Source organism: Aeromonas sp. 97A (genome assembly GCF_051919185.1).
Lineage (GTDB): Bacteria > Pseudomonadota > Gammaproteobacteria > Enterobacterales > Aeromonadaceae > Aeromonas > Aeromonas veronii.
This window is the reverse complement of sequence record NZ_JBQBFF010000001.1, coordinates 4,384,844-4,408,854: the sequence shown is the minus strand read 5'-3', so window position 1 is coordinate 4,408,854 and position 24,011 is coordinate 4,384,844. Positions and strand designations below refer to the sequence as shown.

At 60.3% G+C, this 24,011-nt stretch carries 24 protein-coding genes; 15 read left to right on the top strand and 9 right to left on the bottom strand.

Features of this window, described 5'->3' with window-relative positions; all coding sequences use genetic code 11:
• The first annotated feature begins 252 nt into the window (after positions 1-252).
• From ACTG27_RS20250 to ACTG27_RS20240, 3 genes are all read left to right on the top strand, one after another.
• A complete protein-coding gene (locus tag ACTG27_RS20250; protein WP_439980280.1) occupies positions 253-1,893 on the top strand; it encodes a sensor domain-containing diguanylate cyclase in 1,641 nt (546 codons plus the stop codon).
• A 4-nt stretch (positions 1,894-1,897) separates the two neighbouring features.
• Positions 1,898-3,001 (top strand): EAL and HDOD domain-containing protein, encoded by a 1,104-nt coding sequence (locus tag ACTG27_RS20245; RefSeq protein ID WP_439980279.1) that lies wholly within the window; start codon positions 1,898-1,900, stop codon positions 2,999-3,001.
• Between the two features lie 65 nt (positions 3,002-3,066).
• Positions 3,067-3,657, top strand: a complete 591-nt coding sequence (locus ACTG27_RS20240) for an HAD family hydrolase (protein WP_439980277.1) — start codon at positions 3,067-3,069, stop codon at positions 3,655-3,657.
• A 133-nt stretch (positions 3,658-3,790) separates the two neighbouring features.
• Here ACTG27_RS20240 and hfq read toward each other — a convergent pair whose 3' ends face one another.
• Positions 3,791-4,150, bottom strand: a complete 360-nt coding sequence (gene hfq, locus ACTG27_RS20235; RefSeq protein WP_005335772.1) for an RNA chaperone Hfq — start codon at positions 4,148-4,150, stop codon at positions 3,791-3,793.
• Positions 4,151-4,326: 176 nt separating this feature from the next.
• Between hfq and ACTG27_RS20230 the strand changes: the two genes are divergently transcribed.
• From ACTG27_RS20230 to ACTG27_RS20220, 3 genes are read left to right on the top strand one after another with little or no spacing between them, the layout of a single operon-like run.
• Entirely contained in the window at positions 4,327-5,598 is a 1,272-nt protein-coding gene (locus ACTG27_RS20230) for a PqiA/YebS family transporter subunit (protein WP_439980276.1), read from the top strand.
• A complete protein-coding gene (gene pqiB, locus ACTG27_RS20225) occupies positions 5,591-7,240 on the top strand; it encodes an intermembrane transport protein PqiB (RefSeq protein ID WP_439980275.1) in 1,650 nt (549 codons plus the stop codon). Before ACTG27_RS20230 ends, pqiB begins: the two co-directional genes overlap by 8 nt.
• Positions 7,237-7,806 carry a PqiC family protein gene (locus ACTG27_RS20220; RefSeq protein WP_040066980.1) on the top strand — a complete coding sequence of 190 codons (570 nt, stop codon included), beginning with the start codon at positions 7,237-7,239 and terminating at the stop codon, positions 7,804-7,806. Before pqiB ends, ACTG27_RS20220 begins: the two co-directional genes overlap by 4 nt.
• Positions 7,807-7,885: 79 nt before the next feature.
• Here ACTG27_RS20220 and rlmD read toward each other — a convergent pair whose 3' ends face one another.
• Positions 7,886-9,238, bottom strand: coding sequence for a 23S rRNA (uracil(1939)-C(5))-methyltransferase RlmD (gene rlmD / locus ACTG27_RS20215; RefSeq protein ID WP_439980273.1), 1,353 nt, complete (start codon positions 9,236-9,238; stop codon positions 7,886-7,888).
• A gap of 273 nt (positions 9,239-9,511) precedes the next feature.
• On the opposite strand from rlmD, the gene ACTG27_RS20210 reads away from it, so the two are divergent.
• Positions 9,512-11,236: a proline--tRNA ligase gene (locus ACTG27_RS20210; RefSeq protein WP_106844096.1), complete on the top strand. Its 1,725-nt coding sequence runs from the start codon at positions 9,512-9,514 to the stop codon at positions 11,234-11,236.
• Positions 11,237-11,326: 90 nt separating this feature from the next.
• On the opposite strand, the gene ACTG27_RS20205 is transcribed toward ACTG27_RS20210, so the two are convergent.
• The 3 genes from ACTG27_RS20205 to ACTG27_RS20195 all read right to left on the bottom strand — a co-directional run bounded on the left by ACTG27_RS20205 (position 11,327) and on the right by ACTG27_RS20195 (position 13,314).
• A complete protein-coding gene (locus ACTG27_RS20205) occupies positions 11,327-12,007 on the bottom strand; it encodes an SDR family oxidoreductase (protein WP_042052437.1) in 681 nt (226 codons plus the stop codon).
• Positions 12,008-12,136: 129 nt separating this feature from the next.
• Entirely contained in the window at positions 12,137-12,769 is a 633-nt protein-coding gene (locus tag ACTG27_RS20200; RefSeq protein ID WP_106844095.1) for a TIGR04219 family outer membrane beta-barrel protein, read from the bottom strand.
• Positions 12,770-12,864: 95 nt separating this feature from the next.
• Positions 12,865-13,314, bottom strand: coding sequence for a copper chaperone PCu(A)C (locus tag ACTG27_RS20195; RefSeq protein ID WP_005335782.1), 450 nt, complete (start codon positions 13,312-13,314; stop codon positions 12,865-12,867).
• A gap of 90 nt (positions 13,315-13,404) precedes the next feature.
• Between ACTG27_RS20195 and ACTG27_RS20190 the strand changes: the two genes are divergently transcribed.
• The gene (locus ACTG27_RS20190; protein WP_106844094.1) at positions 13,405-14,154 is read left to right on the top strand and encodes an enoyl-CoA hydratase-related protein; all 750 of its coding nucleotides are present in this window, start codon (positions 13,405-13,407) and stop codon (positions 14,152-14,154) included.
• 18 nt (positions 14,155-14,172) lie between these two features.
• Here the strand turns inward: ACTG27_RS20190 and ACTG27_RS20185 are convergent, their stop codons facing one another.
• The gene (locus tag ACTG27_RS20185) at positions 14,173-14,601 is read right to left on the bottom strand and encodes a DUF2753 family protein (protein WP_005335785.1); all 429 of its coding nucleotides are present in this window, start codon (positions 14,599-14,601) and stop codon (positions 14,173-14,175) included.
• A gap of 284 nt (positions 14,602-14,885) precedes the next feature.
• Here ACTG27_RS20185 and ACTG27_RS20180 point away from each other — a divergent pair, with 284 nt between their 5' ends.
• Positions 14,886-15,545, top strand: a complete 660-nt coding sequence (locus ACTG27_RS20180; RefSeq protein ID WP_245148130.1) for a CatB-related O-acetyltransferase — start codon at positions 14,886-14,888, stop codon at positions 15,543-15,545.
• A 94-nt stretch (positions 15,546-15,639) separates the two neighbouring features.
• On the opposite strand, the gene ACTG27_RS20175 is transcribed toward ACTG27_RS20180, so the two are convergent.
• Complete coding sequence (locus ACTG27_RS20175) at positions 15,640-16,347, bottom strand: ParB-like protein (RefSeq protein ID WP_245148131.1); 708 nt, start codon at positions 16,345-16,347, stop codon at positions 15,640-15,642.
• Between the two features lie 184 nt (positions 16,348-16,531).
• Here ACTG27_RS20175 and ACTG27_RS20170 point away from each other — a divergent pair, with 184 nt between their 5' ends.
• The 3 genes from ACTG27_RS20170 to ACTG27_RS20160 all read left to right on the top strand — a co-directional run bounded on the left by ACTG27_RS20170 (position 16,532) and on the right by ACTG27_RS20160 (position 20,251).
• Positions 16,532-18,136, top strand: a complete 1,605-nt coding sequence (locus tag ACTG27_RS20170; RefSeq protein WP_439980270.1) for a peptide ABC transporter substrate-binding protein — start codon at positions 16,532-16,534, stop codon at positions 18,134-18,136.
• Between the two features lie 118 nt (positions 18,137-18,254).
• Positions 18,255-18,554: a hypothetical protein gene (locus tag ACTG27_RS20165; protein WP_005335795.1), complete on the top strand. Its 300-nt coding sequence runs from the start codon at positions 18,255-18,257 to the stop codon at positions 18,552-18,554.
• A gap of 137 nt (positions 18,555-18,691) precedes the next feature.
• Positions 18,692-20,251 carry a methyl-accepting chemotaxis protein gene (locus ACTG27_RS20160; RefSeq protein ID WP_439980268.1) on the top strand — a complete coding sequence of 520 codons (1,560 nt, stop codon included), beginning with the start codon at positions 18,692-18,694 and terminating at the stop codon, positions 20,249-20,251.
• 68 nt (positions 20,252-20,319) lie between these two features.
• Here the strand turns inward: ACTG27_RS20160 and dusA are convergent, their stop codons facing one another.
• Entirely contained in the window at positions 20,320-21,306 is a 987-nt protein-coding gene (gene dusA / locus ACTG27_RS20155) for a tRNA dihydrouridine(20/20a) synthase DusA (protein WP_139443481.1), read from the bottom strand.
• A 137-nt stretch (positions 21,307-21,443) separates the two neighbouring features.
• Here dusA and zur point away from each other — a divergent pair, with 137 nt between their 5' ends.
• From zur to ACTG27_RS20140, 3 genes are read left to right on the top strand one after another with little or no spacing between them, the layout of a single operon-like run.
• Complete coding sequence (zur, locus tag ACTG27_RS20150; RefSeq protein ID WP_005335805.1) at positions 21,444-21,902, top strand: zinc uptake transcriptional repressor Zur; 459 nt, start codon at positions 21,444-21,446, stop codon at positions 21,900-21,902.
• A complete protein-coding gene (locus ACTG27_RS20145) occupies positions 21,892-22,353 on the top strand; it encodes a chemotaxis protein CheX (RefSeq protein WP_005343179.1) in 462 nt (153 codons plus the stop codon). Before zur ends, ACTG27_RS20145 begins: the two co-directional genes overlap by 11 nt.
• 4 nt (positions 22,354-22,357) lie before the next feature.
• The gene (locus tag ACTG27_RS20140) at positions 22,358-22,588 is read left to right on the top strand and encodes a hypothetical protein (RefSeq protein ID WP_005335809.1); all 231 of its coding nucleotides are present in this window, start codon (positions 22,358-22,360) and stop codon (positions 22,586-22,588) included.
• A gap of 73 nt (positions 22,589-22,661) precedes the next feature.
• On the opposite strand, the gene brnQ is transcribed toward ACTG27_RS20140, so the two are convergent.
• Complete coding sequence (gene brnQ / locus ACTG27_RS20135; protein ID WP_439980546.1) at positions 22,662-23,939, bottom strand: branched-chain amino acid transport system II carrier protein; 1,278 nt, start codon at positions 23,937-23,939, stop codon at positions 22,662-22,664.
• Positions 23,940-24,011: the final 72 nt, after the last annotated feature.

Genomic DNA, 24,011 nt, shown 5'->3' with positions numbered 1-24,011 from the left:
CGCGCAGAATCATCTGATCTGCCCGAGAGCCCGCCATCGTGCGGGCTCTTTTTTGCCCGGCATCCCGCCCTACAAGCAGCCATATATACCGTTATGGCATACAGTTCTATCCACGATTGGCAGAGAACGCAGTGAATGTCTCCACCAGCAGGGCTGAAAGCAACCGTTATGTGCACTGCCTCTCCTTTCTGACATATTAATCAAGGAGAAATATGTCTATACTCGCTTGGGTACAATCCAAGGGATATTGGCATGCAGGAATGGGACCCGGAACACTTCACCAACTTCGCTCAGTTATGCGAAGTGAGCCTCGCCACCATCCGTGAAAAGACCGATGCCGAACGCCTCTACCTCTGGCTGAAAGCCCCCGAACCGCAGCTCTACAGCTTTCAGCTCGATCAGGGGCTGACCACGCTTGATCTCGCCCATCTCGGTCAACTGACCCTGCCCCACCACCTGATCGACAAGGCGATGGAGAAGGGACAACTGGTGATCGAGCAGCTCCCACCACCGCCTGATCCCGGAGAAAATGTGGAGCCTGCCCAGCCGCAGTTACGCGCCTGTTTCCCTCTCAAGCGTCACATGAAACTGGAAGGGGTCATCTATCTGGAGACCCGCCGCCGCATCGATCGCCTCTCCTCCCACCAGCGTCAGGGCATCCAGCTCCTTATCCACTATCTGACTGCCGAGCTCAGCAATCACCTGCTCTCCAGCCAGGTCAATCAGGAGCGGGACCAGCGGCTCCATACCCAGACCGACCTGGTACAGAGTCAGGCACTGCAGGGCTCCTTCCTCACCATGTTGCAGGCGCTGCACATGGTAAGCGTCACCCTCTCCCGCAGTCGCAGCGAGAACGATCTGCTGCGGGATGCCGTGCTGCTGGCCCGCAAGGAGCTGCAGTTCGATCGGGTTGCCATCTTCCTGATCGAACCCGATGGCAAGACCATGCGCGGCACTTGGGGCACCAGCGAAGAGGGCGAGCTGATGGATGAACATAACTTCATCAGCCCCATCCCAGATCACCCGACGGTGCAAGAGGCGCTCATGCGCAAGGATTACGTGCTGGTGATGGAAGATACCCCCCTCTACTACGAGAAGCAGCAGGTGGGCCGTGGCTGGAACGCCATGGTATCACTATGGGATGGCACCACCCCCATCGGCTGGATCGCCGCCGACAACCTGCTCTGGCACCGTCCGCTCAAGGCCTATCAGAGCGAGATCTTCAAACAGTACGCCGCCATCCTGTCGCAACTGCTGATCCGCCAGCGCACTCAGGAGCAGCTGGAAACCCTCAACCGCCAGCTGGAGGCCCGGGTCGCCGAGCGCACCATGCAACTGGCCGAGACCAACCGTGCGCTGGAGGAGGCCAATCACCGCCTCTCCCTGCTGTCGCTGGAAGATCCCCTCACCGGCATCGCCAACCGGCGCCAGTGGGACATCACCATGCAGCGGGAGTGGGAGTGGGCACGACGCACCCAGAACCTGCTGGCGGTATTGATGATCGACGTCGACGAGTTCAAGGCCTACAACGACCACTTCGGCCATGCCAAGGGGGATCTCTGCCTGCAACAGGTGGCCCATGTGCTGCGGAATGCTGAACGGCGCTGCACCAATCTGGTCGCCCGTTACGGCGGCGAGGAGTTCGTCATTCTGCTCTGCGCCCCCCAACCCGGTGAGGCCGAACAGCTGGCCGGGCGGATCCACGATGGTCTTGCCCGCTTGAAAATGCCCCATCCCGCCTCGCGGGTTGCTGATTTCATTACGGTTAGCATAGGCTTTAGCTATCTGGTTCCCTCCCAGGACGGAGCATGGCAGACCCTGACCGAACAGGCTGACCAGGCGCTCTACCACGCCAAGTCACAAGGGAGGGCCCGCACTCTGGCCTATCGGTGATCCCATGCTGTTGCGTCGCTACCCTATCTTCAATCGTCGCCTGGCTCTGGTGGCCTACGGCATCGACTATCAGCTCAGCTCACCGGCCGAATGGCCTTCACTGGCGCAACATTGCCGCCTGCTGGCACAGGGGCGTCAATATCTGGTGCCCTTCACCCACGAACAGCTCGATGAACAGCGTCCCATGCTGCTGGATCAGGACGCGATCCCGCTGGTTGAAGCCTCCAGTGAACGCCAGCCCAACTCGTTCCCGGTGCTGGAGCAGTGGCGCGACAGCCGGCGCAGACTGGCGGTGCACGGCGCCAACCGGGATCCACGCTGGCTCGGCGCCAGCCGCCTGCTGGTGTACTGGATGGGGGAAGAGGGGATCTGCCAGCCCACCGAACACAAGCGGATGGCGCTGAACATCGAAACCTGGGCGGATTTTCTCCCACTGCGGGAGGCGGGGGTCGACTTCTTTGCTGGCGGCTTTCTCGCCCGTCCGGAGTTGGTCAATCAGCGGGCCAACCAGCCCGATATGGCGCTGGTACAGCAGATCCTTCAGCTCATCTGCCACGAAGAGTTCTCCTTCGCCCAGGTAGCCCGCCTGCTGGAGCAGGATGCCTGGCTGCCCGGCCTGCTGCTCACCTACGTCAACGCCCCCGGCTTCGATCATGCCGCCCCCATCACCTCGGTACCCCGCGCCCTCTCCTATCTGGGGGAGCAGGAGATCCGCAAGTTCGTGCTGATCAACGGTCTGGCCCGGGTGAGCCAGCACATACCCGAAGCCTGTACCCGCATGGCCATAGCCCGCGGCCGCTTCTGCGAGTTGATGGCCCTCACCGCCCTCGGTAAAGCGGAGGCAAGCTGGGCCTTTCTGGTAGGACTGGTGCTCGATGGCTCCCTGCTGTCGGAGCCGTTGATGGCCCACCTGCCCAAGAGCGTGCAGCGCGCCATCGAACTGCACGAAGGGCCACTCTTTCATCTGTTTCAGCTGGTCAGCACCTATGAACAGGGTAACTGGGCCCTGCTGGAACAGCTTGCCCCCAAATATCAACTCGATCCGGCCCAGCTCACCCCCGTCTATTTTCAGTCACAAATGTGGGGGCAAGCGTTTCTCACCAGCTAGGTGATGGCGAGGCGGGGAGCCACTGGCTAGAATGGGCTCCCTTTTTTCAGAGACTGACCCGCACCATGACGCTTTTCGGATTCCAAGGCCTGGTCTTTGACCTTGATGGCACCCTAGTCGACTCCATGCCGCTGCACCTCGCCGCTTGGGAACATACCGCCCGCGAATTTGGCTTTCACTTCGATGCCGACTGGTTCTATGAGCTGGGTGGCATGCCGAGCCGCAAGATAGCCCTGCTGGTCGCACAGGAGCAGCAGATCCCCCTCGATCCCCTCGAAGTCACCCGCTGCAAGACCGCCCACTATGTGGCCAACCTGCACAAGGCGACCGTCTTTCCGGCCATGCAGGCGCTGGTCGAGCGCTATCATGGCGTCATCCCGATGGGGATCGGCACCGGCTCGCCCCGCGTCAACGCCGAAGCGGTGCTACGCAACACCGGGCTGGCTCGCTACTTCTCTGTGGTGGTCACCGCAGACGATGTGGAGCTGCACAAGCCCAATCCGGACACCTTCCTGCTGGTCGCCAGCAAGCTGGGGGTCGAGCCATCAGGCTGTCTGGTGTTTGAAGATACCGGAATCGGGGTACAGGCCGGAGAGGCGGCGGGTATGCAGACCTGCATGGTCAAAGAGGGTCAACCGGTCGGCATAACCGCGTAGTGCGGAAAAAAATATCGCCCTGCAAGGGGCGATAACCGGAACCGGCTCTCATACGGGACATTAATGAAAAATGAGAGCAGGTTCCGTCAGCCGCTGACGCAGGGCGCGTCAACGAGGAGTGCGGGGCAGACGATTACTCGTTGTTGCCGCCGCCCTGATTGTCGTCATAACGACCCGGCGCACCGTGGGGGCGCGGCGCCATGGAGACACGCGGCTTGCGAGCACGCTGGATGTTCACCTGCGGACGGCCGGTGTGCATGGCGATGGTGGAGATCTTGGCCTTGTAGACCAGCTGCTGGTTACCATGAGCATCGGTCAGCAGCACGCTGTACTGGTCGAACCCGCTGATGGTGCCTTCCAGCTTGATGCCGCTCACCAGAAAAATAGCGACCTGACTGCGGTTCTTGCGCAACCAGTTGAGGGCAGAATCTTGCCCGTTCCCGAGGGAGAAGGCTTGCTCAATCGTGGAGTAGCTGGGGGATTCAGTTGTCATAAATTATTGTCCCGCGGAAAAAAAGTGGCGTTTGATTGTGCTAAATGGGCACTGGCTTGTCAAAGTCATTCTCACTCCCGCCAGCAATAGCGCCCTCCGGGGGCTGGTCGCTGACCAGCACAACTGCGATAATCGCCAGCTCTGGCTCTACCACGGGCCTTATCTGGGGTTTTATCTTGCATCCGGTTTCACACCAACACCACACCACCTATGTCCATGATGCCACTGCCTGCGAAGAGTGTGACCTGCTGATACCGGCCACACCGCTCGAGGTGGGACAGGCCAGCTGCTGCCCCCGTTGCGGACACACCCTGAGTCGCCACCTGCCACAGCAGGAGTTGCGGCCGATCTCCTACGGGTTCGCGGCACTTATCATGTTCGTGCTCGCCAATGCCTTTACCTTTATGTCCTTCTCGGCCAAAGGCGTGGGTCAGGAGATGACCTTTTTGCAGAGCATCACCACCCTGGTGGATGAGGGCTATCTGTTTCTCGGTGCGGTACTGAGCCTGACCCTGATCGGCCTGCCACTGGTTTATATGGGATCCATCATGCTGGTGCTGTGGCGGGTCGATAAAGATCTGCACAGCAATGCTCTGCGCTCCCTCGGCCGTCTGCTCTGCCGGATCAAACCCTGGCTGATGGTGGATGTCTTTCTGGTGGGGGTGCTCATCTCGCTGGTCAAGCTGATGGGGATGGCCGACATCAAGATGGGGCTGTCATTCTGGGCTTTCGTCGGTTACACGGTGCTGCTCATCAAGATGATCTCCTCGCTGGATCAGATGTGGCTGTGGCAGCGGCTGTTCGGCCCTACCGAGGCGCGGGATATCGACCCGGAAGCGGGCGCGCTGGAAGCAGGTCTGGTGGGCTGCCATATCTGTGGTGCACTAAGCGAGGTGGGCAGCCACAGCTGCTCCCGCTGCGGCGGCAAGCTGCATGCGCGCAAGCCGGGCGGCCTGAACCGCACCTGGGCGCTGCTGTTTACCTCCGCCATTCTCTACATTCCGGCCAACGTCTATCCCATCATGGATACGGTGTTTCTCGGTGATGACAGCCCCTCCACCATCCTAGGCGGTGTGGTGCTGCTCTGGGCCATGGGCTCCTACCCCATAGCGGCGGTGATTTTTTTCGCCAGCGTGGTGGTGCCGCTGGTGAAAATACTGGCGCTATTCTGGCTTTGCTATATGGTGCAGCGCGGCAATGTCACCTCCCCCCTCGGCAAGCTCAAACTCTATCGCATGACCGAATTTGTCGGACGCTGGTCGATGATCGACGTCTTCGTGGTGGCCATTCTGGCGGGCCTGATCAGGCTCGACAATCTGATGACCATCTATCCCGGCCCTGCGGCCGTCGCATTTGCAGGTGTGGTGCTGATCACCATGGTCGCCGCCATGAGTTTCGACTCCCGCCTGATCTGGGATTTACAACAAGGAGAACGCGAACGTGAGTGAGCGTAAAAAAAGGTGGAAACCGGGCTCTGACTTTCTGAGCTCTGCCGCCGCAATCTGGATGGTGCCCCTGCTGGCGCTGTTCATCGGTCTCTGGATGCTGTTCCAGCACTGGTACTCCCAGGGCCCCAGCTTCACCCTGACAGTCGCCACTGCCGAGGGCATAGTCGCTGGCAAGACGGTGATCCGCTCCCGCGAAGTGGACGTCGGCCGCATCGAGGCCGTCGAGCTGAGCGATGACTACAGCCATGCGGTGCTGAAAGGACGGCTGACCAATGCGGCCTCCGGCATGCTGCGCGGTGACAGCCAGTTCTGGGTGGTCAAGCCCAGAGTGGGCCGTGAAGGGGTATCGGGCCTGAGCACCCTGCTCTCCGGCGCCTATATCGAGCTCGCCCCCGGCAAGAAAGGTCGGGCGCGGGACGAATACGCCATGCTCGACAAACCGCCGCTCGCCTCCCTCGATGCCAAGGGGGTGCGTCTCACCCTCAGCAGTCGCGACACCCGCGCGCTCGGGGAAGGCTCCCCCATCAACTATCAGGGCTTCACCATAGGTCAGGTGGAAGAGGCGAAGTTCCTGCCGGAAAAGAGCGAGATGCAGTATCAAATCTTCATCCACGCCCCCTATGACATTCTGGTGAGCAGCAACTCCCGCTTCTGGATGACCCCGGGCTTCGAGGTCTCCATGAGCAGCGAGGGGATGAAAGTGAAGATGGATTCGCTGGAGAGCCTGATCGATGGCGGCATCACCATGGGTCTGCCACCCGGCTGGGCGCCTGGCGAGCCGGTCAAACAGATGGAAGGGTTCACCCTGTTCCAGGATGAGGCGAGCGTGCTGGCCGGTAGTCTGGATCAGTTCATCGACTACGTCTTCCTGTTCGATGACAACGTGGGTGGCCTGCACCCGGGCGCGGCGGTGCAGTATCGCGGTATTCGGGTCGGTACCGTCATCTCCGCCCCCTACCTCATCGAGGACAAGGGCGTGCAGATCTTCAAGAGCCGCCAGATCCCGGTGCTGGCTCGCATCGAGGTGCAGCGCCTCTCCCACCGCTATGCCAAGGCGGAGAAGGATCAGTGGCGAGCCCTGTTCGGCAAGCAGTTCAAGGAGGGGTTGCGTGCCAGCCTCAAGACCTCGAGCCTGCTGACCGGCGGCAAGATCATCGATCTCAACTTCTATCCGGACGCGCCACGTTTCGAGCAGGCCAAGCTGGCCGGTTATCAGGTCTTCCCCACCGTGCAGGGCGGGCTGGATCAGATCGAGCGCAAGGTGAACCTCATCCTCGACAAGTTTGTCGACATGGACATGGCGACCACCCTGACCAAGGTCAACGGGTCACTCACCACCCTGGATGGCACCCTGAAGAACATCAGTGCAGTCAGCGCCAACCTGAACAAGCTCACTGCCAAGGATTCCACCCAGCAGCTGCCGGCCTCGCTCAACGAGAGCCTAAAGCAGTTGCAGGAGACCTTGCAGGCCTATGATGCCCAGTCGCAGACCAATCAGGATCTGCGTCAGTCGGTGCAGACCCTCAATCAGTTGATGCGCGAACTGCAGCCGCTGGTGCACTCCCTCAACGAGCAGCCCAGCTCGCTGATCTTCGATCGCGCGCATCCATCGGACCCTGAGCCCAAGCGAGGCAAACAATGAAAAAAGAGATCCTGACGCTGGCCCTGCTGGGCCTGCTGGCGGGTTGCAGCAGCCAGCCAAGCCTGCACTACTACTCGCTCGATGCCGACAACCAGCAACCCGTAACGGCCCCGGCCCAACCGCAGCACCAGCTGGTGCTGCGCCCGGTGGCGCTGGCCAGCCAGCTCGACCGGATCAGTCTGGTCTATCAGCTGGAAGGGCAAGAGCTCCACTTCACCGAGTACCATCGCTGGGCAGGTGCGCTGGACGATCAACTCAACCAGCTCACCCTCAATGGCCTCTCCACCCGCCTGCCGGGCTGGGTGGTACGGCAGGATGGCGCCCGCAAGGGGCCGGTGCTGACCATTCTGGTGGAGCGCTTTCAGGGTCGTCATGACGGCAGCGCCGTGCTGAGCGGTCGCTGGCGCCTGCTGGCGGAAGATGGCACCGTGCTGCGCGATGCTCCCTTCCGTCAGGAGCGAGTACTGCCGGCCGATGGCTACAACGCGTTGGTGAACGAGCTGGGTCAGGGCTGGCAACAGCTGCTCGACCAGATCGCCGCCGAGGTGCGCCAGAGCGCCAGCTAATCGCCCATCCGCCGATTGCAGAGATAAAAAAACGACGCCAGCTGGCGTCGTTTTTTTATGGGCAAGAGTCGGGGGCGACTTATGCCTTGGCAGGCAGGCTCAGGCGGGCAACCGCTTCCACATGCATGGAGTGCGGGAACATATCGACCGGCTGCACCTCGTCCAGCACGAAGCCTTGCTTGACCAGCCAGGCGAGGTCGCGGGCCAGGGTCTGTGGATTGCAGGAGACATAGACCAAACGACGGGGCGCCATGGCGACCAGGGTCTGCAGCACCGCCTTGTCACAGCCTTTGCGCGGCGGGTCCATCACTACCACGTCGGCGGTCACACCTTGGGCGTGCAGTTCGGGCATCAGCTGCTCGGCCTTGCCGACGTGGAATTCGGTGTGCTCGATACCGTTGAGGGCGGCGTTGCGACGGGCATCGCTGATGGCGCTCTCCACCGACTCGATCCCGACGACCTTGGCGGCCTTGCCAGCCAGGAACAGGGAGATGGTGCCGATACCGCAATAGATGTCGAACACTGTCTCGTTACCGGTCAGCTCGGCATACTCGAGGGCGCTGGAGTAGAGCACATCGGTCTGGGTCGGGTTGTTCTGGAAGAAGGAGAGCGGCGAGATCTCGAACTCGAGTTCGTGGATCTTGTCGCGGATCACCCCTTCGCCGAGCAGCACCCGGTTGGTCGCGCCCAGAATGCGGTTGGTGTGCTCATCGTTGATGTTCTGCACCAAGGTTGTGACCGGCAGATCGCTCAGAGCTGCCAACAGTTCGGCTTCGAACGGCAGCACCTCACCCAAAGTGACCAGCACCACCATCAGTTCGCCGCTCTTGAAGCCCTTGCGGGTCATCAGGTTACGCACGCAGCCGCTGTGGTTTACTTCGTCATAGGCGGCGATGTCGTGCGCGCGCATCCAGTTGCGCACCCGGGCGTTGAGCTCCACGTGCAGCGGATCCTGCACCGCACAGTCATCGGCGGTGATGAGATCGTGGGAGTGCTTGCGATAAAAACCGATCTCGGCACCGGCGTCACAGCCACGCACCGCATATTGCGCCTTGTTGCGATAGGCGAACGGGCTCTCCATGCCAAGGATATCCTTGACCTGCGTGTCACCCAGCCCGACCTGTTCCAGTGCGCTCTGCACCAAGGCCTGCTTGAGCTTGAGTTGGGCCGGATAGGCCAGCGGGCGCACCTGACAGCCACCACACTCGGTGTTGGGGCAGAAATCGGCAACCCGGTCGGCAGAGGGCTGGAGCAGCTCGGCAACCTTGCCGTGCAGATAGTTCGGCTTGACCTCGGTCAGCTCCACCAGCGCCTGCTCACCGGGCAGCAGACCTTCGACAAACAGGGGGCGATCGAACAGGCGTCCTTTGCCATCTCCTTTGTCGGTCAGTTCCAGGATCTCGATCTGGTGTTGATGTCCCACTAACGGCATGAGCGGCTCCAAAAGTACTAAAAATGGGGGGTGATGAACGCAGCAAAGCCATGCCCATCGAGAAAAGGTGGCAGAGTTTAGCGGAGATCCGGCCAAATTGCAGGCATAAAAAGCCTGCTTGTTGCAATGGTCATTGCCCTGACCATCTGCCGGGCGTGGCCACCTTTCGGGTTGCGGCAAATTTAGCCCTTGGGCCGCAACGCCCAGCCTGTTAAAATTCCGCCCTTGAAATTATCCTGGGCCCCGCGCCCGTTCTAGCTAAGGTCTACCGCGATGCGTACCAGCCAATATCTGCTTTCCACTCTCAAGGAAACCCCCTCCGACGCTGAAGTTGTCAGCCACCAGCTGATGCTGCGCGCCGGGATGATCCGTAAACTGGCCTCCGGCATGTATGCCTGGTTGCCAACCGGTCTGCGGGTACTGAAGAAAATCGAGAACATTGTTCGCGAAGAGATGAACAATGCTGGTGCCGTCGAAGTCTCCATGCCGGTGGTACAACCCGCCGAGCTGTGGCAGGAGTCCGGCCGCTGGGATGACTACGGTCCCGAGCTGTGCCGTCTGACCGACCGTCACAACCGTCCCTTCGTGCTGGGCCCGACCCATGAAGAGGTGATCACTGCGCTGGTGCGTTACGAAGTGAACAGCTACAAGCAGCTGCCGCTCAACCTCTACCAGATCCAGACCAAGTTCCGCGACGAAGTGCGCCCCCGTTTCGGCGTGATGCGTGGCCGCGAATTCCTGATGAAGGATGCCTACTCCTTCCACATCGACAAAGAGTCTCTGGTCGATACCTACGAGAAGATGCACGCCGCCTACTGCAAGGCGTTCACCCGCATGGGCCTGAACTTCCGTCCGGTGCAGGCCGATACTGGCTCCATCGGTGGTACCGGTTCCCACGAATTCCAGGTGCTGGCCGAGAGCGGTGAAGACTTGATCGCCTTCTCCGACAGCTCCGATTACGCCGCCAACATCGAGATGGCCGAAGCGCTGGCACCGGCTGGTGAGCGCGCAGCCGCCACCGTAGCCCTGACCAAGGTTGCCACCCCGAACGTCCACACCATCGACGAAGTGGCTGCCTTCCTGAACGTGGCACCGACCGCCATCGCCAAGACCCTGCTGGTACTGGCAGAGGAAGATGAGCACGGCAAGCAGGCCGTCATCGCGCTGGTACTGCGTGGCGACCACGAACTGAACGAAATCAAGGCAGAGAAACTGGCTGGCGTGGCCAACCCGCTGACCTTCGCCAACGACGAGCAGATCAAAGCTGCCGCCGGTTGCGATGCAGGCTCCATCGGCCCGGTCGGCTTTGCCGGTCGCATCATCGTCGATCGCAGCGCCGCCCATCTGGCGGACTTCGTCTGCGGCGCCAACGAAACCGGCTTCCACCTGACCGGTGCCAACTGGGATCGCGACATCGCTACCTACGAAGTTGCCGACCTGCGCAACGTGGTGGAAGGCGACCCGAGCCCGTGCGGCCAGGGCAAGCTGCTGCTCAAGCGCGGTATCGAAGTGGGCCACATCTTCCAGCTGGGTACCAAATACTCCGAAGCGATGAAGGCGAGCGTGCTGAACGAAGCTGGCAAGTCCGTCACCATGGAGATGGGTTGCTACGGGATCGGGGTTTCCCGTCTGGTAGCTGCCGCCATCGAGCAGAACAACGACCAGTACGGCATCATCTGGCCGGACGCCATCGCTCCGTTCGAAGTGGCTATCGTGCCGATGAACATGCACAAATCCGAGCGCGTGGCCGAACAGGCACAGCAGTTCTACGCCGAGCTGAAAGCCGCTGGTGTGGACGTGCTGTTCGACGACCGTAAAGAGCGCCCGGGCGTAATGTTCGCCGACATGGAGCTGCTGGGCATCCCGCACGCCATCGTCATCGGCGATCGCGGTCTGGACAACGGCGTGGTGGAGTACAAGTGCCGCCGCACCGGCGAGAAGCAGGAAGTGGCCATTGGCGACATCATCGCCATGCTCAAGGCCAAGCTGGGCCGTTAATCCCGCCCTCTTCCCGATATAAAAAAGCGCGCCATTTGGCGCGCTTTTTGTTTCCGTGTGCTGACGACGGCAACCGGATGAAGGGTTGCCTCAGGGATTGCGACCGATAAAGAGATCGGTCACGTGGCAGCTGCTTCTGGCTTCCAACGCGTCGAGCATATAGGCCGCCGCATCTTCCGGGGTCATGAAGCCACTCGGGTCCACGTGATCCGAGTTGTCCCAGAATTCGCTGCGGATCCCGCTCGGATAGAGGTTGACCAGCCGCAGTGGCGAGCCTTTCAGCTCGGCGCGCAAGGATTCGAGAAAGCCGCGCATCCCCCATTTGGAGGCGCAGTAGAGGCTCTCGTTGGCCTTGCCCACCTGAGCGGCGGAGGAGAGCACATTGGCCAACACTCCGCCTTTCTCACCGATAAGCCGCACCGTCTGCTGAGCCACCAGAATGGTGGAGATGAGATTGCTCTCCACCACCCGGCGGATCTGCTCGGCGGTGTAGACACCGACCGGGCCAAACTCGCCCACCCCGGCGCAGTGGATCACCATGTCGGGCTGCCCGCCCCACTCCACCGCAGCGGCGAAGGCGACATCAACCTCTTCATGGTGCGCCAGATCGGCCGCGATGCCGATCACCGCGCTGCCGAGTAGTTGCTCCTGCTCCTGCAGTCGCTGATAACGGCGCCCCATCATGGAGACCTGATGGCCTCGCTCAACCAGTCCGATGGTCAGCGCCCGGCCGAGACCAGAACCGGCACCTGTCACTATGATGTGGCCCATTATCGCTCCTCGTCGTCAGTTGACGGTCAGATTAGAAAGTGAATTCATCGCCCATGAACCATCCATCGACAGAATACTCTGATAGATGTTGGCGAAGAATATCACCCCCCGTTGTCAGACAACGTCAGATTAGAAAGTGAATTCGCCGCCCATGAACCAGCCATCGACAGACTGGTCGATATTGGCGAAGTCGACCTTGGCTTCACGCCAGCCGGCACGCAGCTTGATCGGCATGGAGGAGAACTTGTAGGAACCGCCCAGACGGTAGTCATAGTTGTCCGCATCGTGAGTGCGCAGATCGCCGAAGAAGGCGATGCCGGTGCCCGGGATCTTCACTTCGCTGCCGGCATAGGCCATCAGGGTATCTTCGTCATAACCCTTGCGACCGACATAGACCTGCTCGCCATCGTAGTGACGACCGGTCATACCCAGATCGATCTTGAACAGATCGTTGTTGAACAGACGGTAGTAGAGGCTCAGATCGTAGGCGGTCAGATCGTTCTTGAAGTTACCGCCGGAGGTGCTGAAATCGGAGACTTCAAACTTGGCGTTCGGCAGGAAGATGATGCCGTGTTCCAGTTGCAGATAGCCGTTCCAGTTGTAGCTGTCGTCATAGCTGCCATCAGCACTGGTGCCATAAGCCTGACCACTGCCCTTGGCGGCCCATACGTCGGCACCGGCGGCAAAACGCCAGTCGTCAGCGGCCATGGCACTCTGGCTGCACAGAGCCAGCACAAAACCGGCAATCAGCGTCTTTTTCATTACGTCACTTCCTCTTGCATACATGGAAAAGAGCACTATTTTACTCGGTGCAGCCAAAATACCCAGCGTCAATCCTGAACAAACGACGACAAATGTCAGTGCTTCATATGCTTCATCTCTGCCATCGGCTCAATCGGCTTCACCGGCAGTGACAGATCCAGCTTCTGACCATCATCCATGGTGAGGGTGAGCGGGAAAGGGGTCTGCTCGGAGAGCGTGCCCACCTCGAACAGCATGATGTGCAGGCTGCCCGGTTTCAGCACCGCCTCGCCCTTGGCCGGGATCTCGATATTCTCGACCTGGCGCATCTTCATCACACCATTTTCGTGCAGATGAGTGTGCAGCTCGGCACGCCCGGCCGCAGCAGAAGCCGCCGCCACCAGCTTGACCGGCTGGTCGGCGTCATTCTTGAGCACCATAAAGGCGGCGGTGTTGGGGGAACCCGGCGGCAACAGGCGCACATAGCCGTCGACGGCCTCGACCTTGGCCAGTGCAGGCGCCGTCATACCCAGAACCAGCAGAGAATAAAACGCACGTTTAAACATGGTTGAAATCCTTTTATGATGTTGTTAAACGGCGCCAAGGTTACCCCAGCAGAAACCTTTTTTGCACCTTTCAATAACAAGGATTTAGACATGGCCCCCATTCTCATTGCCGAGCAGCAGGATGGCTTGCTCACCCTGACCCTCAACCGCCCCGACAAGCGCAATGCCCTCAATACCGAGCTCTATAAGCAACTGGTGGCAGTGCTGCGAGAGGCGGCAGCCGATGAGGAGGTGCATATCCTGCTGTTGCAGGGGCAGCAGGATTGCTTTACCGCGGGCAATGATCTGGCCGACTTTATGGGCAAGAGCTCGCTGGAGCCCGACGATCCCATACTGCAGTTCCTCCACACCCTGGCCGACTTCCCCAAACCTGTGGTCGCCGCCGTTGCAGGCCCGGCGGTGGGGATTGGCACCACCATTCTGCTGCACTGCGATCTGGTCTATCTGGCTGATAACGCCCGCTTGCAGCTTCCTTTCGTCGAGCTAGGGCTGGTGCCGGAGTTCGCCTCCAGCCTGCTGCTGCCGCGCTTGGTGGGTCACCTCAAGGCGGCCGAGCTGTTGCTGCTGGCCGAGGCGATGGATGCCGAGGAGGCGCTGCGACTCGGGCTCGCCAACAAGGTGGTGGCGGCCGATGGATTGCTCCCCTTTGCCCGCGAGCAGGGACTGAAGCTGGCGGCCAAGCCGCCCAGAGCGCTACAAAAGAGCAAGGCGCTGCTGAAACAGGAGCTCAAACAGGCGGTGCACTTTGTCATCGATCTGGAGGCGCGCGCCTTCGCCCAGGCTCTGCAAGGGGACGAGGCGCAGCAGCGCATCGTCCAAAAACTCAAACGGCGGGGCTGAGCTGCCGCTCAACGCCTGTCAGTTGAGACGAAAACGGCCGATCAGCTCGCAACCCTGTACCTTGTCCTGCAACTGGATCAGCCGGGCAATTTCCGGATTGGGGTGGCGCTTGAGAAAGGCGAGCAGGGCACCGCGACAGCAACCCAGCTCGCTGATCAGCGCCTCGCACTCGCGGTTGGGGCATTGTGGCACCAGCGCCGTCACCAGCTCGGAGGCGAGTTTCAGGTAGCGCAGCTCGTAAGTCGGCTCATCCATCGCCCGCCAGAAGTCGGCCAGCCGGTGACAGGTGGCGACTCGCATGGTGGCCAGTTCGGTCAACTCCACCTGGGTCATCTCGTAAACATCCCCCAGCGCCTGCTGATAAAAACAGATCGCCGCCCCCAGCGAACCGGCCTGCCAGGCACGCTCCGCCTCCAGCATGTATCGTTGCCAACTTTGCGGTGTCATCTCGCTCTCCCGAGTCCGTTATGGTGGGAGTGTTATCATGGCTAATTGAGAATAAATATCAACCAGAGGGTTAGTGCAGGATCTCTGCGCAACCTTGGCAAACCCGGCGCCCGACCTTATGATCGCGCCCTTCCCTCTTCTTTGGAGCACACCACAATGCGACCACGCCTCCCGCAGATGCTGGGTTGCTCCCTGCTCTGCGTGCCCCGCATGCTGGTCTGGATCCATTAGCTTCGCTCAAGCGAACGCAACCCATCCGATCCATTCAGCAAAGGAGTACCAATATGAGCACCTGCCAACACTGGTCGCAGGTCGAATACCTGCACTTGACGGTAACCAACCCCAATATCTGCCTAAAGGGGCAGCACAGCTACTACTCGGGTGCCTGGGATGGCCCCTTCGAAGAGGTGGCGGTGCGCTACCTCCATGGCGATCCCTTCAGCCGCAGCCCGGACACCGGCTGGGAGCCGCTCTGGCATATCGACCGGCTCCATATCGGCGACTATGTGCAGATTGCCGCCGGGGTAAAGATCATCATGGGTGGCAACCACACCCACAACACGTCCTTCATCAGCACCTATCCGTTCGCCGATCTGGCGGCGCTCCAGCGCAGCTACCGCCCCGCAGGCGATACCCGCATCGGCAACGATGTCTGGATCGGCATGGAGGCGATGATCATGCCCGGCGTCACCATCGGCGATGGCGCCATCATCGCCGCCCGCTCGCTGGTCAATCAGGATGTGCCGCCCTATGCCATGGTGGCGGGCACCCCGGCCAGGGTGGTGCGAATGCGCTTTGGCGAGGAGGAAATTGCCCGGCTACAGGCCCTCGCCTGGTGGGATTGGCGGGATCAACAGGTCAACGATCTGCTACCGCTGATCCAGCAAGGTGACGTCGCCCTGCTTGAACAGGCGGCTGCCCACTGGGCGGAGCGCCATGAGTGACCACCGCTAACCAGTAGCTGACAGCATAAGGGCGACCCTGGGGTCGCCCTCTTTTATCTCCGGCATGCTCTGGATGCCGTCATCGCACATCCACTCATTGCGCGCTTTTGGACTGGTTGAGGCTGCACTGCTTGCCGGGATAACCGGGTAGCTCCTTGGCATCGCTGCCGCAGGCGAGCCGTTTGGCCTGTTGCAGGCGGACCGCCAGATTGGCGCTGTCTACCGGCATCCACTGCATCTGCTTGCCGAGCCAGCTGGCCCAGGCAAACTCGACGAAATAGACCTGTTTGTCCTTGCGAAAGTAGCCCGCATTCTGCAGCAGTCCGGCGAGGGTGCGATAGGGGTAATCAGGCAGCTTGTCGATACTGGTCGGCAACTGCTCCGGGGTCAGCGGCTGTCCCTTCTCATCCTTGAGCCAGGCCCAGTGGTTGTTCTGCATCTGGCTCCAGAAGTTGGCTTTGTCCTGCAGACGGCCAATCACCTTGACCCGGGCATCCTTGACGCCCTGCTGCCACAACGCCTTGGTGAGATGGTGCCTGTCCACCAGCCAGTAGTTGCCATCCGGCGCAATCACCACGGGGATCTCTTTCTTTTTCATCAACTTGTCGAGCTGCTTTGCGCTCATGCCCGCCAATGTGGCCTGGGTCTCATCGACCTGGATCTGGCCGACGCCCCCCTGAGTCGGCTGCAAGGCATCGATGCCGATCTCGCACCAGTTGCCCACCGCCGTGTCGCTCTGGCACGGGGCCAACGCCCAGGCACCCTGGCTCAACACACAGGCCAGCAATAACCATGCTTTCATCGTTTGACACTCCTCACCACATTGAACTGCGCAGACGCCGACAAGCCCCTTCGACCCCGATTGGGAGTGAGAGTCGAATGCTGGCGGTCAGACCAGCAAACGGGATATCATGATTTCCCATCTGTCGGCGATATTTTCTCGCCGAGTTTTCTCCCCGCTTCACACTATTTGAAGGATCCGACCCATGAAAGGATGGACCCCCTTGCTGGCCCTGCTGGGCTGTGCTGCTGTCCAGGCTGCCGATATTCCCGCCGGAACACAACTCGCCGCCGAGCAGATTGTCGTTCGCCACCTCAAGGATGAACCTGCGAGCCTGAGCCCGCTCAAGCTGGTCGGCCTGCCGGAGTTGCAGGTACTGCGGGATCTGTTCGAGGGGCTGCTGACCCAGGGGCCGGATGGCAAACCGGTTGCCGGGGTGGCGGCCAGCTGGGAGAACAAGGGCAACCAGTTCTTTACCTTCCATCTGCGCCCGGATGCGCGCTGGTCCAACGGCGATCCGGTCAAGGCCGGCGACTTCGTCTACGGCTGGCGCAAGCTGGTCGACCCGAAAGAGGCGGCCACCTTCGCCTGGTTTGCCCAACTGGCCCGTTTCGACAAGGTTGACGAAATAGTCGCTGGCAAATTGCCTGCCAGCGAGCTGGGGGTCAAGGCCCTTGATGACCACACCCTGCAGGTGACCCTCTCCCAGCCGGTGCCCTACTTCCTGAACCTGCTGAGCCACCCCAGCCTGTCGCCGCTCCATCAGGCCAGCATCGAGCAGTACGGCAACCTGTGGACCCAACCCGGCAAACTGGTGGGCAACGGTGCCTTTGTACTGAACAACCGGGTAGTCAACGAGAAGCTGGAGCTGACCCCCAACCCTTATTACTGGGATCGGGCCCATACCGTATTGACCAAGGTGATCTTCATGCCTATCAATCAGGAGAGCGCGGCCACCAACCGCTATCTGGCGGGCGATCTGCATATCACCGAATCCTTCCCCAAGGAGCAGTACGACAAGCTGAAGCAGCAGAGCCCGAATGAGGTCTACACCCCGGATCAGCTCGGCACCTACTACTACGCTTTCAATACCCGTCAGGCACCACTGAACGATGTGCGGGTGCGCAAGGCGCTCTCCTACACCATCGACCGCGCCCTGATCGCCGACAAGGTGCTCGGTACCGGCGAGAAACCGGCTTATCACTTCACTCCGGATGTGACCGCCAGCTTTACCCCGGCCGCCAACCTGCTCTCCATCAGCAGCCAGCCAGCGCTGGACAGCAAGGCCAAGGCTCTGCTCAAGGAGGCCGGTTACGGCCCGGACAAGCCGCTCAAGCTGACCCTGCTCTACAACACCGCGGAAATTCACAAGAAGATGGCACTGGCGATTGCCAGCATGTGGAAGCAAAAGCTGGGCGCCGAGGTCGAGCTGACCAATCAGGAGTGGAAAACCTATCTCGACAGCCGCCAGAGCGGTCAATTCGAGGTTATCCGCTCCTCCTGGGTCGCCGATTACAACGACCCGTCAGCGTTCCTTGGCCTGTGGGGCTCTCGTCACAGCGGCAATATGGCTGGCTTTGCCAATGCCCGTTATGACCAGCTGCTGGCAGAGGCGGCCAGCACTCAGGATGCCGCCAGCCGCAGCAAGCTGTTTGGCGAGGCGGAGGCGATCCTGCTGGATCAAGCCCCCATCGCCCCCATCTACCAGTACACCAATGCCCGACTCATCAAGCCATGGCTCAAGGGCTACCCCATCAACAACCCGGAAGATGTGGCCTACAGCCGCCAACTCTACCTCGTCAAACACTGACACCGGCCACAACGATGCGAGGCCCCGCAGGGCCTCGCTATTGATACTGTTCACACCCCGATTTACAGCCTAAAATGCCGCCCCTTCTGTTCAATTAATCTTCAATACCCAGTCAGACATGCGTTATTTGATACTGCTCTCATTGTTGTGGACCCTGCCTGCTCAGGCCAACAGCGAATCCCAATGCCAGCAAGAGTTTGTCGGCTGGATGCTGCACCAGCAGCAACAGTTCAGCGATCGCAAGTCTGACAAGATGGAGCGGCGCCGGGCCGAGCGGGCCATCGAGTTGGCTCGTCAGGAGTACGACAAGCAGACCAGCTTTTGCAAGACAATGGAGCTGGTGCGCAGCTACAAAGATAGCGATCCGCGCTTTAAACCGAGAAGCGGCGAAGTTCACGATTTCACACCGGCCAGCTGACCCTCACTTCATCAATTGATTGTGTTGATTAATTGACCCAAGCCAAGTTCGGGTCACTGAAGAGCCTTAGAATGATTAACTGAGAACGACAATAAAAAACATAGTTATCAGTTGGTTGGCTTTTTCAGGAACGACACATGCCCAGACTCCATCAGGAGGGGGAGATACACTTCCCCGACAACATCGCACTCATCTCGACCACGGATCCCGCCAGTCATATTACCTATGCCAACCAGCACTTCTGCGATGTGGCCGGGTATGGTGCGGCCGAAATGGAAGGGGCACCCCACAATCTGGTGCGACACCCCGACATGCCCAAAGCGGCCTTCACCGACATGTGGCAGCGGCTGCGACAGGGCAAAAGCTGGATGGGGCTGGTCAAGAACCGCGCCAAAAGCGGTCAGTTCTATTGGGTAAACGCTTACGTCACCCCGATCCTCAATGCGCAGAAGGAGATCGTCGAGTTCCAGTCGGTGCGCACCAAACCCGCCGCCAGCGATGTGGCCTGGGCCGAGCAGCTCTATGGCCTGTTGCGCAGCGGCAAGGCGCTTCCCTGGCTGAGCCGCTTTCACTTTGAACCGGGTCAGCTGACCCTCTGGCTCTCCGCTTCTGCCTTGTTCACCACCCTTGCTAACTTTGCCACCGGCAACCTGTTATGGCTGCTGCCCACCGCCTTGTTGCTGTTGGCACAGGCAATCCACGGCTGGCGATTGCAGCAGCGGCTGGCTCATCTGCTCACCCTTGCCGATCAAGACAAGGGAACCCGCCTCTGTCAGGTGCTCTACACCCGACGGCGCGACACCCTGGCAGCCGTCGAACTGGCCCTGCGGATGAAGCAAGCCGAGCTCAAGGCCGTGGTCGGGCGCAGCGCCGACACCAACCAGCAGATCCTGCAGGCAGCCGAAGATGACCGGGGCAATATCCAGACCATCGATACTCATCTGCAGCAGCAGCGCGCCCACAGCGAGCAGCTGGCGACCGCCATCACCGAGCTGAGCCACTCCATTCGGGATGTGGCCCACAGTGCCCATGAGGCGAGCAATCTGGTTATAGAGGTACAACAGGTCTCCGATGAGGGGCTGCAAGCATTGGCGACCACCCGCTCCGCCGTCAACCAACTCCATCAGGAGCTGGATGCCAACCACGCCGTGCTGGCCCAGCTCACCAGCGACAGCCAGAAGATCAGCGGTATTCTGGAGGTGATCAGTCAAATCGCCGACCAGACCAACCTGCTCGCCCTCAATGCGGCCATCGAGGCCGCCCGGGCGGGCGAACAGGGGCGCGGCTTTGCCGTGGTGGCGGATGAAGTAAGGGCGCTGGCCCAGAAGACCCGTGCCTCGACCAGCGAGATCCACGAGATGATCCAGGCGCTGCAACAGACTACACGACAGCTGTCGGAGGGGATGACACAAGGGGCGCAGACCTCGGTGCGCTGCCAGCAGCACGCGGGCACCACCGCCGACGTGCTCACCCAGATCAACCGGATGCTGGGGCAGGTAACCCGCACCAGCGACGAGATCGCCCAGGCGGTGAGTCAGCAGGCCGACGTCACGGCGACGCTCGATGAAGGGGTACACCAGATCCACCAGCTGGCCAGCCACACCGCCGACAACAGCAGGTTGGCCCTCGATGGCATCACCCTGCTGGTAGAGCGGCTGCAGGATCTCTCGCGGCTGATCAACCAGTTCAGATATTGAAGCGACAGTAATAAAAAAACGCGTCAACTGACGCGCTTTTTGGTTGCTCTTGCCTTGGCACAACTGGCTTATTCGGCCGTCTCGCTGGCGGCAAACTCCGGCACCTTGGCCATGGCATCCAGCACCACCTGAATACCGGCGCCCGGTTTGCAGGCGTTCTCACTCAGGTGACGGCGCCAGGCGCGGGCACCCTGCATGTTCTGGAACAGCCCCAGCATGTGGCGAGTCATGTGGGAGAGGTAGTTGCCCTTGGCCAGCTCCTGCTCGATATAGGGCAGCATCATCCGCACCACCTCGTGGCGGCTCGGCACGGCGTTGTTCTGACCAAACACCAGATTGTCCACCTGCGCCAGAATGTAGGGGTTCTGATAGGCTTCGCGCCCCATCATGACGCCATCGACGTGTTGCAGGTGCTCCAGAGTCTGCTCCATGGAGGTGACGCCGCCGTTGAGGGCGATGGTGAGATCCGGGTAATCCTGCTTGACCCGATAGACGCGGGGATAATCGAGGGGCGGGATCTCGCGGTTCTCCTTGGGGCTCAGGCCACTCAGCCACGCCTTGCGGGCATGGACGATGAAGGTGTCGCAACCAGCATCGCGCACCTGTTCGATAAAGGCCTGCAAAAACTCGTAAGAGTCCTGATCGTCGATACCGATACGGGTCTTCACCGTCACCGGAATATCGACCACATCGCGCATCGCCTTGACGCAGTCTGCCACCAGCGCCGGTTCCCCCATCAGGCAGGCGCCAAAGCGGCCATTCTGCACCCGATCGGAGGGGCAACCGACGTTGATGTTCACCTCGTCATAGCCACGCTCCTCGGCCAGCTTGGCGCAGTGGGCCAAATCGGCGGGATTGCTACCACCCAGCTGCAGGGAGATGGGGTGCTCCTGCTCGCTGTAACCCAGATAATCCCCCTTGCCATGGATGATGGCGCCGGTGGTCACCATTTCGGTATAGAGCAAGGTCTGGCGGCTCATCAGTCGATGAAAGTAACGGCAATGCCGATCAGTCCAGTCCAGCATGGGGGCGATGGAAAAACGCTGCGCCTGCATAAAAATCATCCGGGTTGGCTAAAGAAAGGGGCGGATTTTATCACAACGTGAAGCAGCCCCAGAAAATGAATTTTGTCGCCGCGCCATGCGAGGCCCTGTGATAGTATCCGGCTAATAGAAAGGGTATCTGCGCGATCATGAATCAAGACCAACTTTTACAACGAGCCGAGCGACTCTGTATACAGCGAGGGATCCGCTTCACCCCGACCCGACGTCAGGTATTTCGCCTGCTGGCGGCACACGGCAACGCCATCAGCGCCTATGATTTGTTGGCCCAGTTGCAACAAACCGAAGCCAATGCCAAGCCGCCAACCGTCTATCGGGCACTCGATTTTTTGCTCGAACAGGGCTTTGCTCACAAGGTGGAATCTCTCAACGCGTTTATCTTCTGCTGCCACTTCGATCACGCTCACCCGATGCAGTTGCTGATCTGCGACGAGTGCGGGGATGTGGTCGAGCTTCACGATACGGCGATCGATAGCGCGTTTTCCGAGCAGGCCCACTTGCATGGTTTTACTATTACCAATAAGACGATAGAGGCACATGGCCAATGTGCCCGTTGTACGCCCACTGTAGGAAGTCATCATGAAGGCTGATTTTGTAAATCCGTTCCTGCTATCCCTGCTCAATGTGCTCTCGACCATGGCACAGCTGGAACTCAAACCGGGCAAACCGAAACGCAAGATGGATGAGCTGGCGCGCGGCGACGTCTCCGGCCTGATCGGCATGGTTGGCCCGCAGACCCGTGGCTCCCTCTCAATCAGCTTCGAGAAGGGGCTGGCGCTGGAGATCATGCGCCGCATGCTGGGGGAAGCTCCCGCCTCCATCAACGAAGAGGTGACCGACATGGTCGGTGAAATCACCAACATGGTGACCGGCGGTGCCAAGCGGATGCTGGGCGAGAAGGGCTACGAGTTTGACATGGCGACCCCCATCATCGTCTCCGGCCCCAACCACACCATTACCCACCGTGCCGATGGCACCAAGATCATGATGCCGTTCGAATCCGATTTCGGTCGCGCCACTATCGAAATTTGCTTCGAGTAACCCTATGTGGAAAGCATTGAAATGGATTTTCATCTGCTGGGCCCTGCTGTTGATCCTGTCGGACATTCAGATCAGCACCTCCCTCTACAAGTACGAAGATAACCGGGTGCTCATCAACTTCCCGCGCTGGGAAGCCAAGCAGCCCTGGGGCACCTTCGAGTGGCATGCCGGACGGGTAGAAACCCACTGGTATGGTCTGGAGGGCAAACCCAAGCCAAAAGGCCCGCAAATCTGATCCGGTAACGGATCCGGCAGAAACAGAAGAGGCCAGCAGTTGCTGGCCTCTTTGCTATCTCGTTGTTTCTGAATCAAGCCGCTTCGGCAACCAACTTCCCGCTTGGTCGCACCAGGATGCCGACGATGCAGGCCAGCAGAGTCGGCAGCAGCCAGGCAAGCCCCTTGTCGAACAGCGGCAGGAAGGCAAAGCCGTCCATCGCCATCCCGGCAGCCCCCAGCCCATCGAGGCAACCAAACAGAAAGGCGACCGTCAGCACGCCGCGAAACGCCAGCCGTGGCTGGGCAAACCATCCCTTGAGGAAGGTCACCAGCACCAGCGCGATGGCAACCGGATAGATGGCCACCAGCACTGGGATGGAGAGGCCAATCAGCTCGCTCAGCCCCACATTGGCCACCACTGCACAGAGCGCCCCCAGCAGCATGACCCAGTTGCGATAGGCCCAGCCAGTCAGGCCATGGAAGTAGTCGGCACCGGCACAGAGCAGGCCAACTGCGCTGGTAAAACAGGCCAGGGTGATGATGGCAGCCAGAATAAACTGACCCGGTTGACCAAACAGACTCAGGACGTAGGCATTGACGATGGCGCCGCCATTACTGATATCGCTCGCCACCCCACCGGCGCTGTTGCCCAGCTGAAAGAGCGAGATATAGACAGCCGACAGCCCGACCGCCGAGATCAAGCCTGCGATGGTCAGATATTTGAACTGGCTGCGATAATCCTCAATCCCCTTCTGGCGCAGCAACCCGATGATCAGGGCGCCAAACATCAGGGAGGCCAGGGTATCCATAGTGTTGTACCCCTCCAGCATTCCTTTGGTCAGGGCTGCATCTATGTACTCACCGCTGGCATCAGGCATGGTGCCCTGCGGCGTCATAAAGACCCCGACCGCCAGAATAAGCAGCATCGCCATCAGGGCTGGGGTCAGATACTTGCCAACCGCATCGAGCAGCTTGCCCCGATCGAGCGCCACCAAGATCACCAGCGCAAAGAAACTCAGGGTGTAGATCAGCAGCCCCTCATGACCGGCATCGCCGAGCCAGGGCTTGAGCCCCATCTCATAGGCGACCAAACCGGTGCGGGGAATGGCAAAAGCAGGCCCCATGATGATATAGATGGCGATGGCCAGCGCCGTCGCCGCCCCGGCGGGCAGATAGCGGGTCATTCCGGTCCAGCCACTCGCGCCGCCCCCCGAGCTCCCCTTGGCCACCGCAATCAGGGTGATCAGCGGCAAACCCACTGCCGTCAGCAAAAAGCCGCACATGGCGGCCAGCAGATGCTCACCAGCCATAAAACCGGCTAGCGGCGGAAAAATGATATTGCCTGCCCCCAGATAGAAGGCAAACGTCATAAACCCCAATCCGAATACGTCGGACAACTTCAATGATTTCGTCAAACTCAACCTCATCTGCCTTATCAGCTT

What these genes read in the sequence shown, in the direction of transcription:
- ACTG27_RS20185 (WP_005335785.1), bottom strand. Translation starts at nt 14,601, where the DNA reads ATGACACCGCAAAGTTGGCAACGATACATGCTGGAGGCGGAGCGTGCC.
- ACTG27_RS20180 (WP_245148130.1), top strand. Translation starts at nt 14,886, where the DNA reads ATGAGCACCTGCCAACACTGGTCGCAGGTCGAATACCTGCACTTGACG.
- ACTG27_RS20210 (WP_106844096.1), top strand. Translation starts at nt 9,512, where the DNA reads ATGCGTACCAGCCAATATCTGCTTTCCACTCTCAAGGAAACCCCCTCC.
- ACTG27_RS20240 (WP_439980277.1), top strand. Translation starts at nt 3,067, where the DNA reads ATGACGCTTTTCGGATTCCAAGGCCTGGTCTTTGACCTTGATGGCACC.
- zur (WP_005335805.1), top strand. Translation starts at nt 21,444, where the DNA reads ATGAATCAAGACCAACTTTTACAACGAGCCGAGCGACTCTGTATACAG.
- ACTG27_RS20140 (WP_005335809.1), top strand. Translation starts at nt 22,358, where the DNA reads ATGTGGAAAGCATTGAAATGGATTTTCATCTGCTGGGCCCTGCTGTTG.
- ACTG27_RS20160 (WP_439980268.1), top strand. Translation starts at nt 18,692, where the DNA reads ATGCCCAGACTCCATCAGGAGGGGGAGATACACTTCCCCGACAACATC.
- ACTG27_RS20245 (WP_439980279.1), top strand. Translation starts at nt 1,898, where the DNA reads ATGCTGTTGCGTCGCTACCCTATCTTCAATCGTCGCCTGGCTCTGGTG.
- hfq (WP_005335772.1), bottom strand. Translation starts at nt 4,150, where the DNA reads ATGACAACTGAATCCCCCAGCTACTCCACGATTGAGCAAGCCTTCTCC.
- ACTG27_RS20220 (WP_040066980.1), top strand. Translation starts at nt 7,237, where the DNA reads ATGAAAAAAGAGATCCTGACGCTGGCCCTGCTGGGCCTGCTGGCGGGT.
- ACTG27_RS20145 (WP_005343179.1), top strand. Translation starts at nt 21,892, where the DNA reads ATGAAGGCTGATTTTGTAAATCCGTTCCTGCTATCCCTGCTCAATGTG.
- ACTG27_RS20250 (WP_439980280.1), top strand. Translation starts at nt 253, where the DNA reads ATGCAGGAATGGGACCCGGAACACTTCACCAACTTCGCTCAGTTATGC.
- ACTG27_RS20165 (WP_005335795.1), top strand. Translation starts at nt 18,255, where the DNA reads ATGCGTTATTTGATACTGCTCTCATTGTTGTGGACCCTGCCTGCTCAG.
- dusA (WP_139443481.1), bottom strand. Translation starts at nt 21,306, where the DNA reads ATGCAGGCGCAGCGTTTTTCCATCGCCCCCATGCTGGACTGGACTGAT.
- ACTG27_RS20190 (WP_106844094.1), top strand. Translation starts at nt 13,405, where the DNA reads ATGGCCCCCATTCTCATTGCCGAGCAGCAGGATGGCTTGCTCACCCTG.
- ACTG27_RS20205 (WP_042052437.1), bottom strand. Translation starts at nt 12,007, where the DNA reads ATGGGCCACATCATAGTGACAGGTGCCGGTTCTGGTCTCGGCCGGGCG.
- brnQ (WP_439980546.1), bottom strand. Translation starts at nt 23,939, where the DNA reads ATGACGTTTGCCTTCTATCTGGGGGCAGGCAATATCATTTTTCCGCCG.
- ACTG27_RS20170 (WP_439980270.1), top strand. Translation starts at nt 16,532, where the DNA reads ATGAAAGGATGGACCCCCTTGCTGGCCCTGCTGGGCTGTGCTGCTGTC.
- ACTG27_RS20200 (WP_106844095.1), bottom strand. Translation starts at nt 12,769, where the DNA reads ATGAAAAAGACGCTGATTGCCGGTTTTGTGCTGGCTCTGTGCAGCCAG.
- ACTG27_RS20175 (WP_245148131.1), bottom strand. Translation starts at nt 16,347, where the DNA reads ATGAAAGCATGGTTATTGCTGGCCTGTGTGTTGAGCCAGGGTGCCTGG.
- rlmD (WP_439980273.1), bottom strand. Translation starts at nt 9,238, where the DNA reads ATGCCGTTAGTGGGACATCAACACCAGATCGAGATCCTGGAACTGACC.
- ACTG27_RS20195 (WP_005335782.1), bottom strand. Translation starts at nt 13,314, where the DNA reads ATGTTTAAACGTGCGTTTTATTCTCTGCTGGTTCTGGGTATGACGGCG.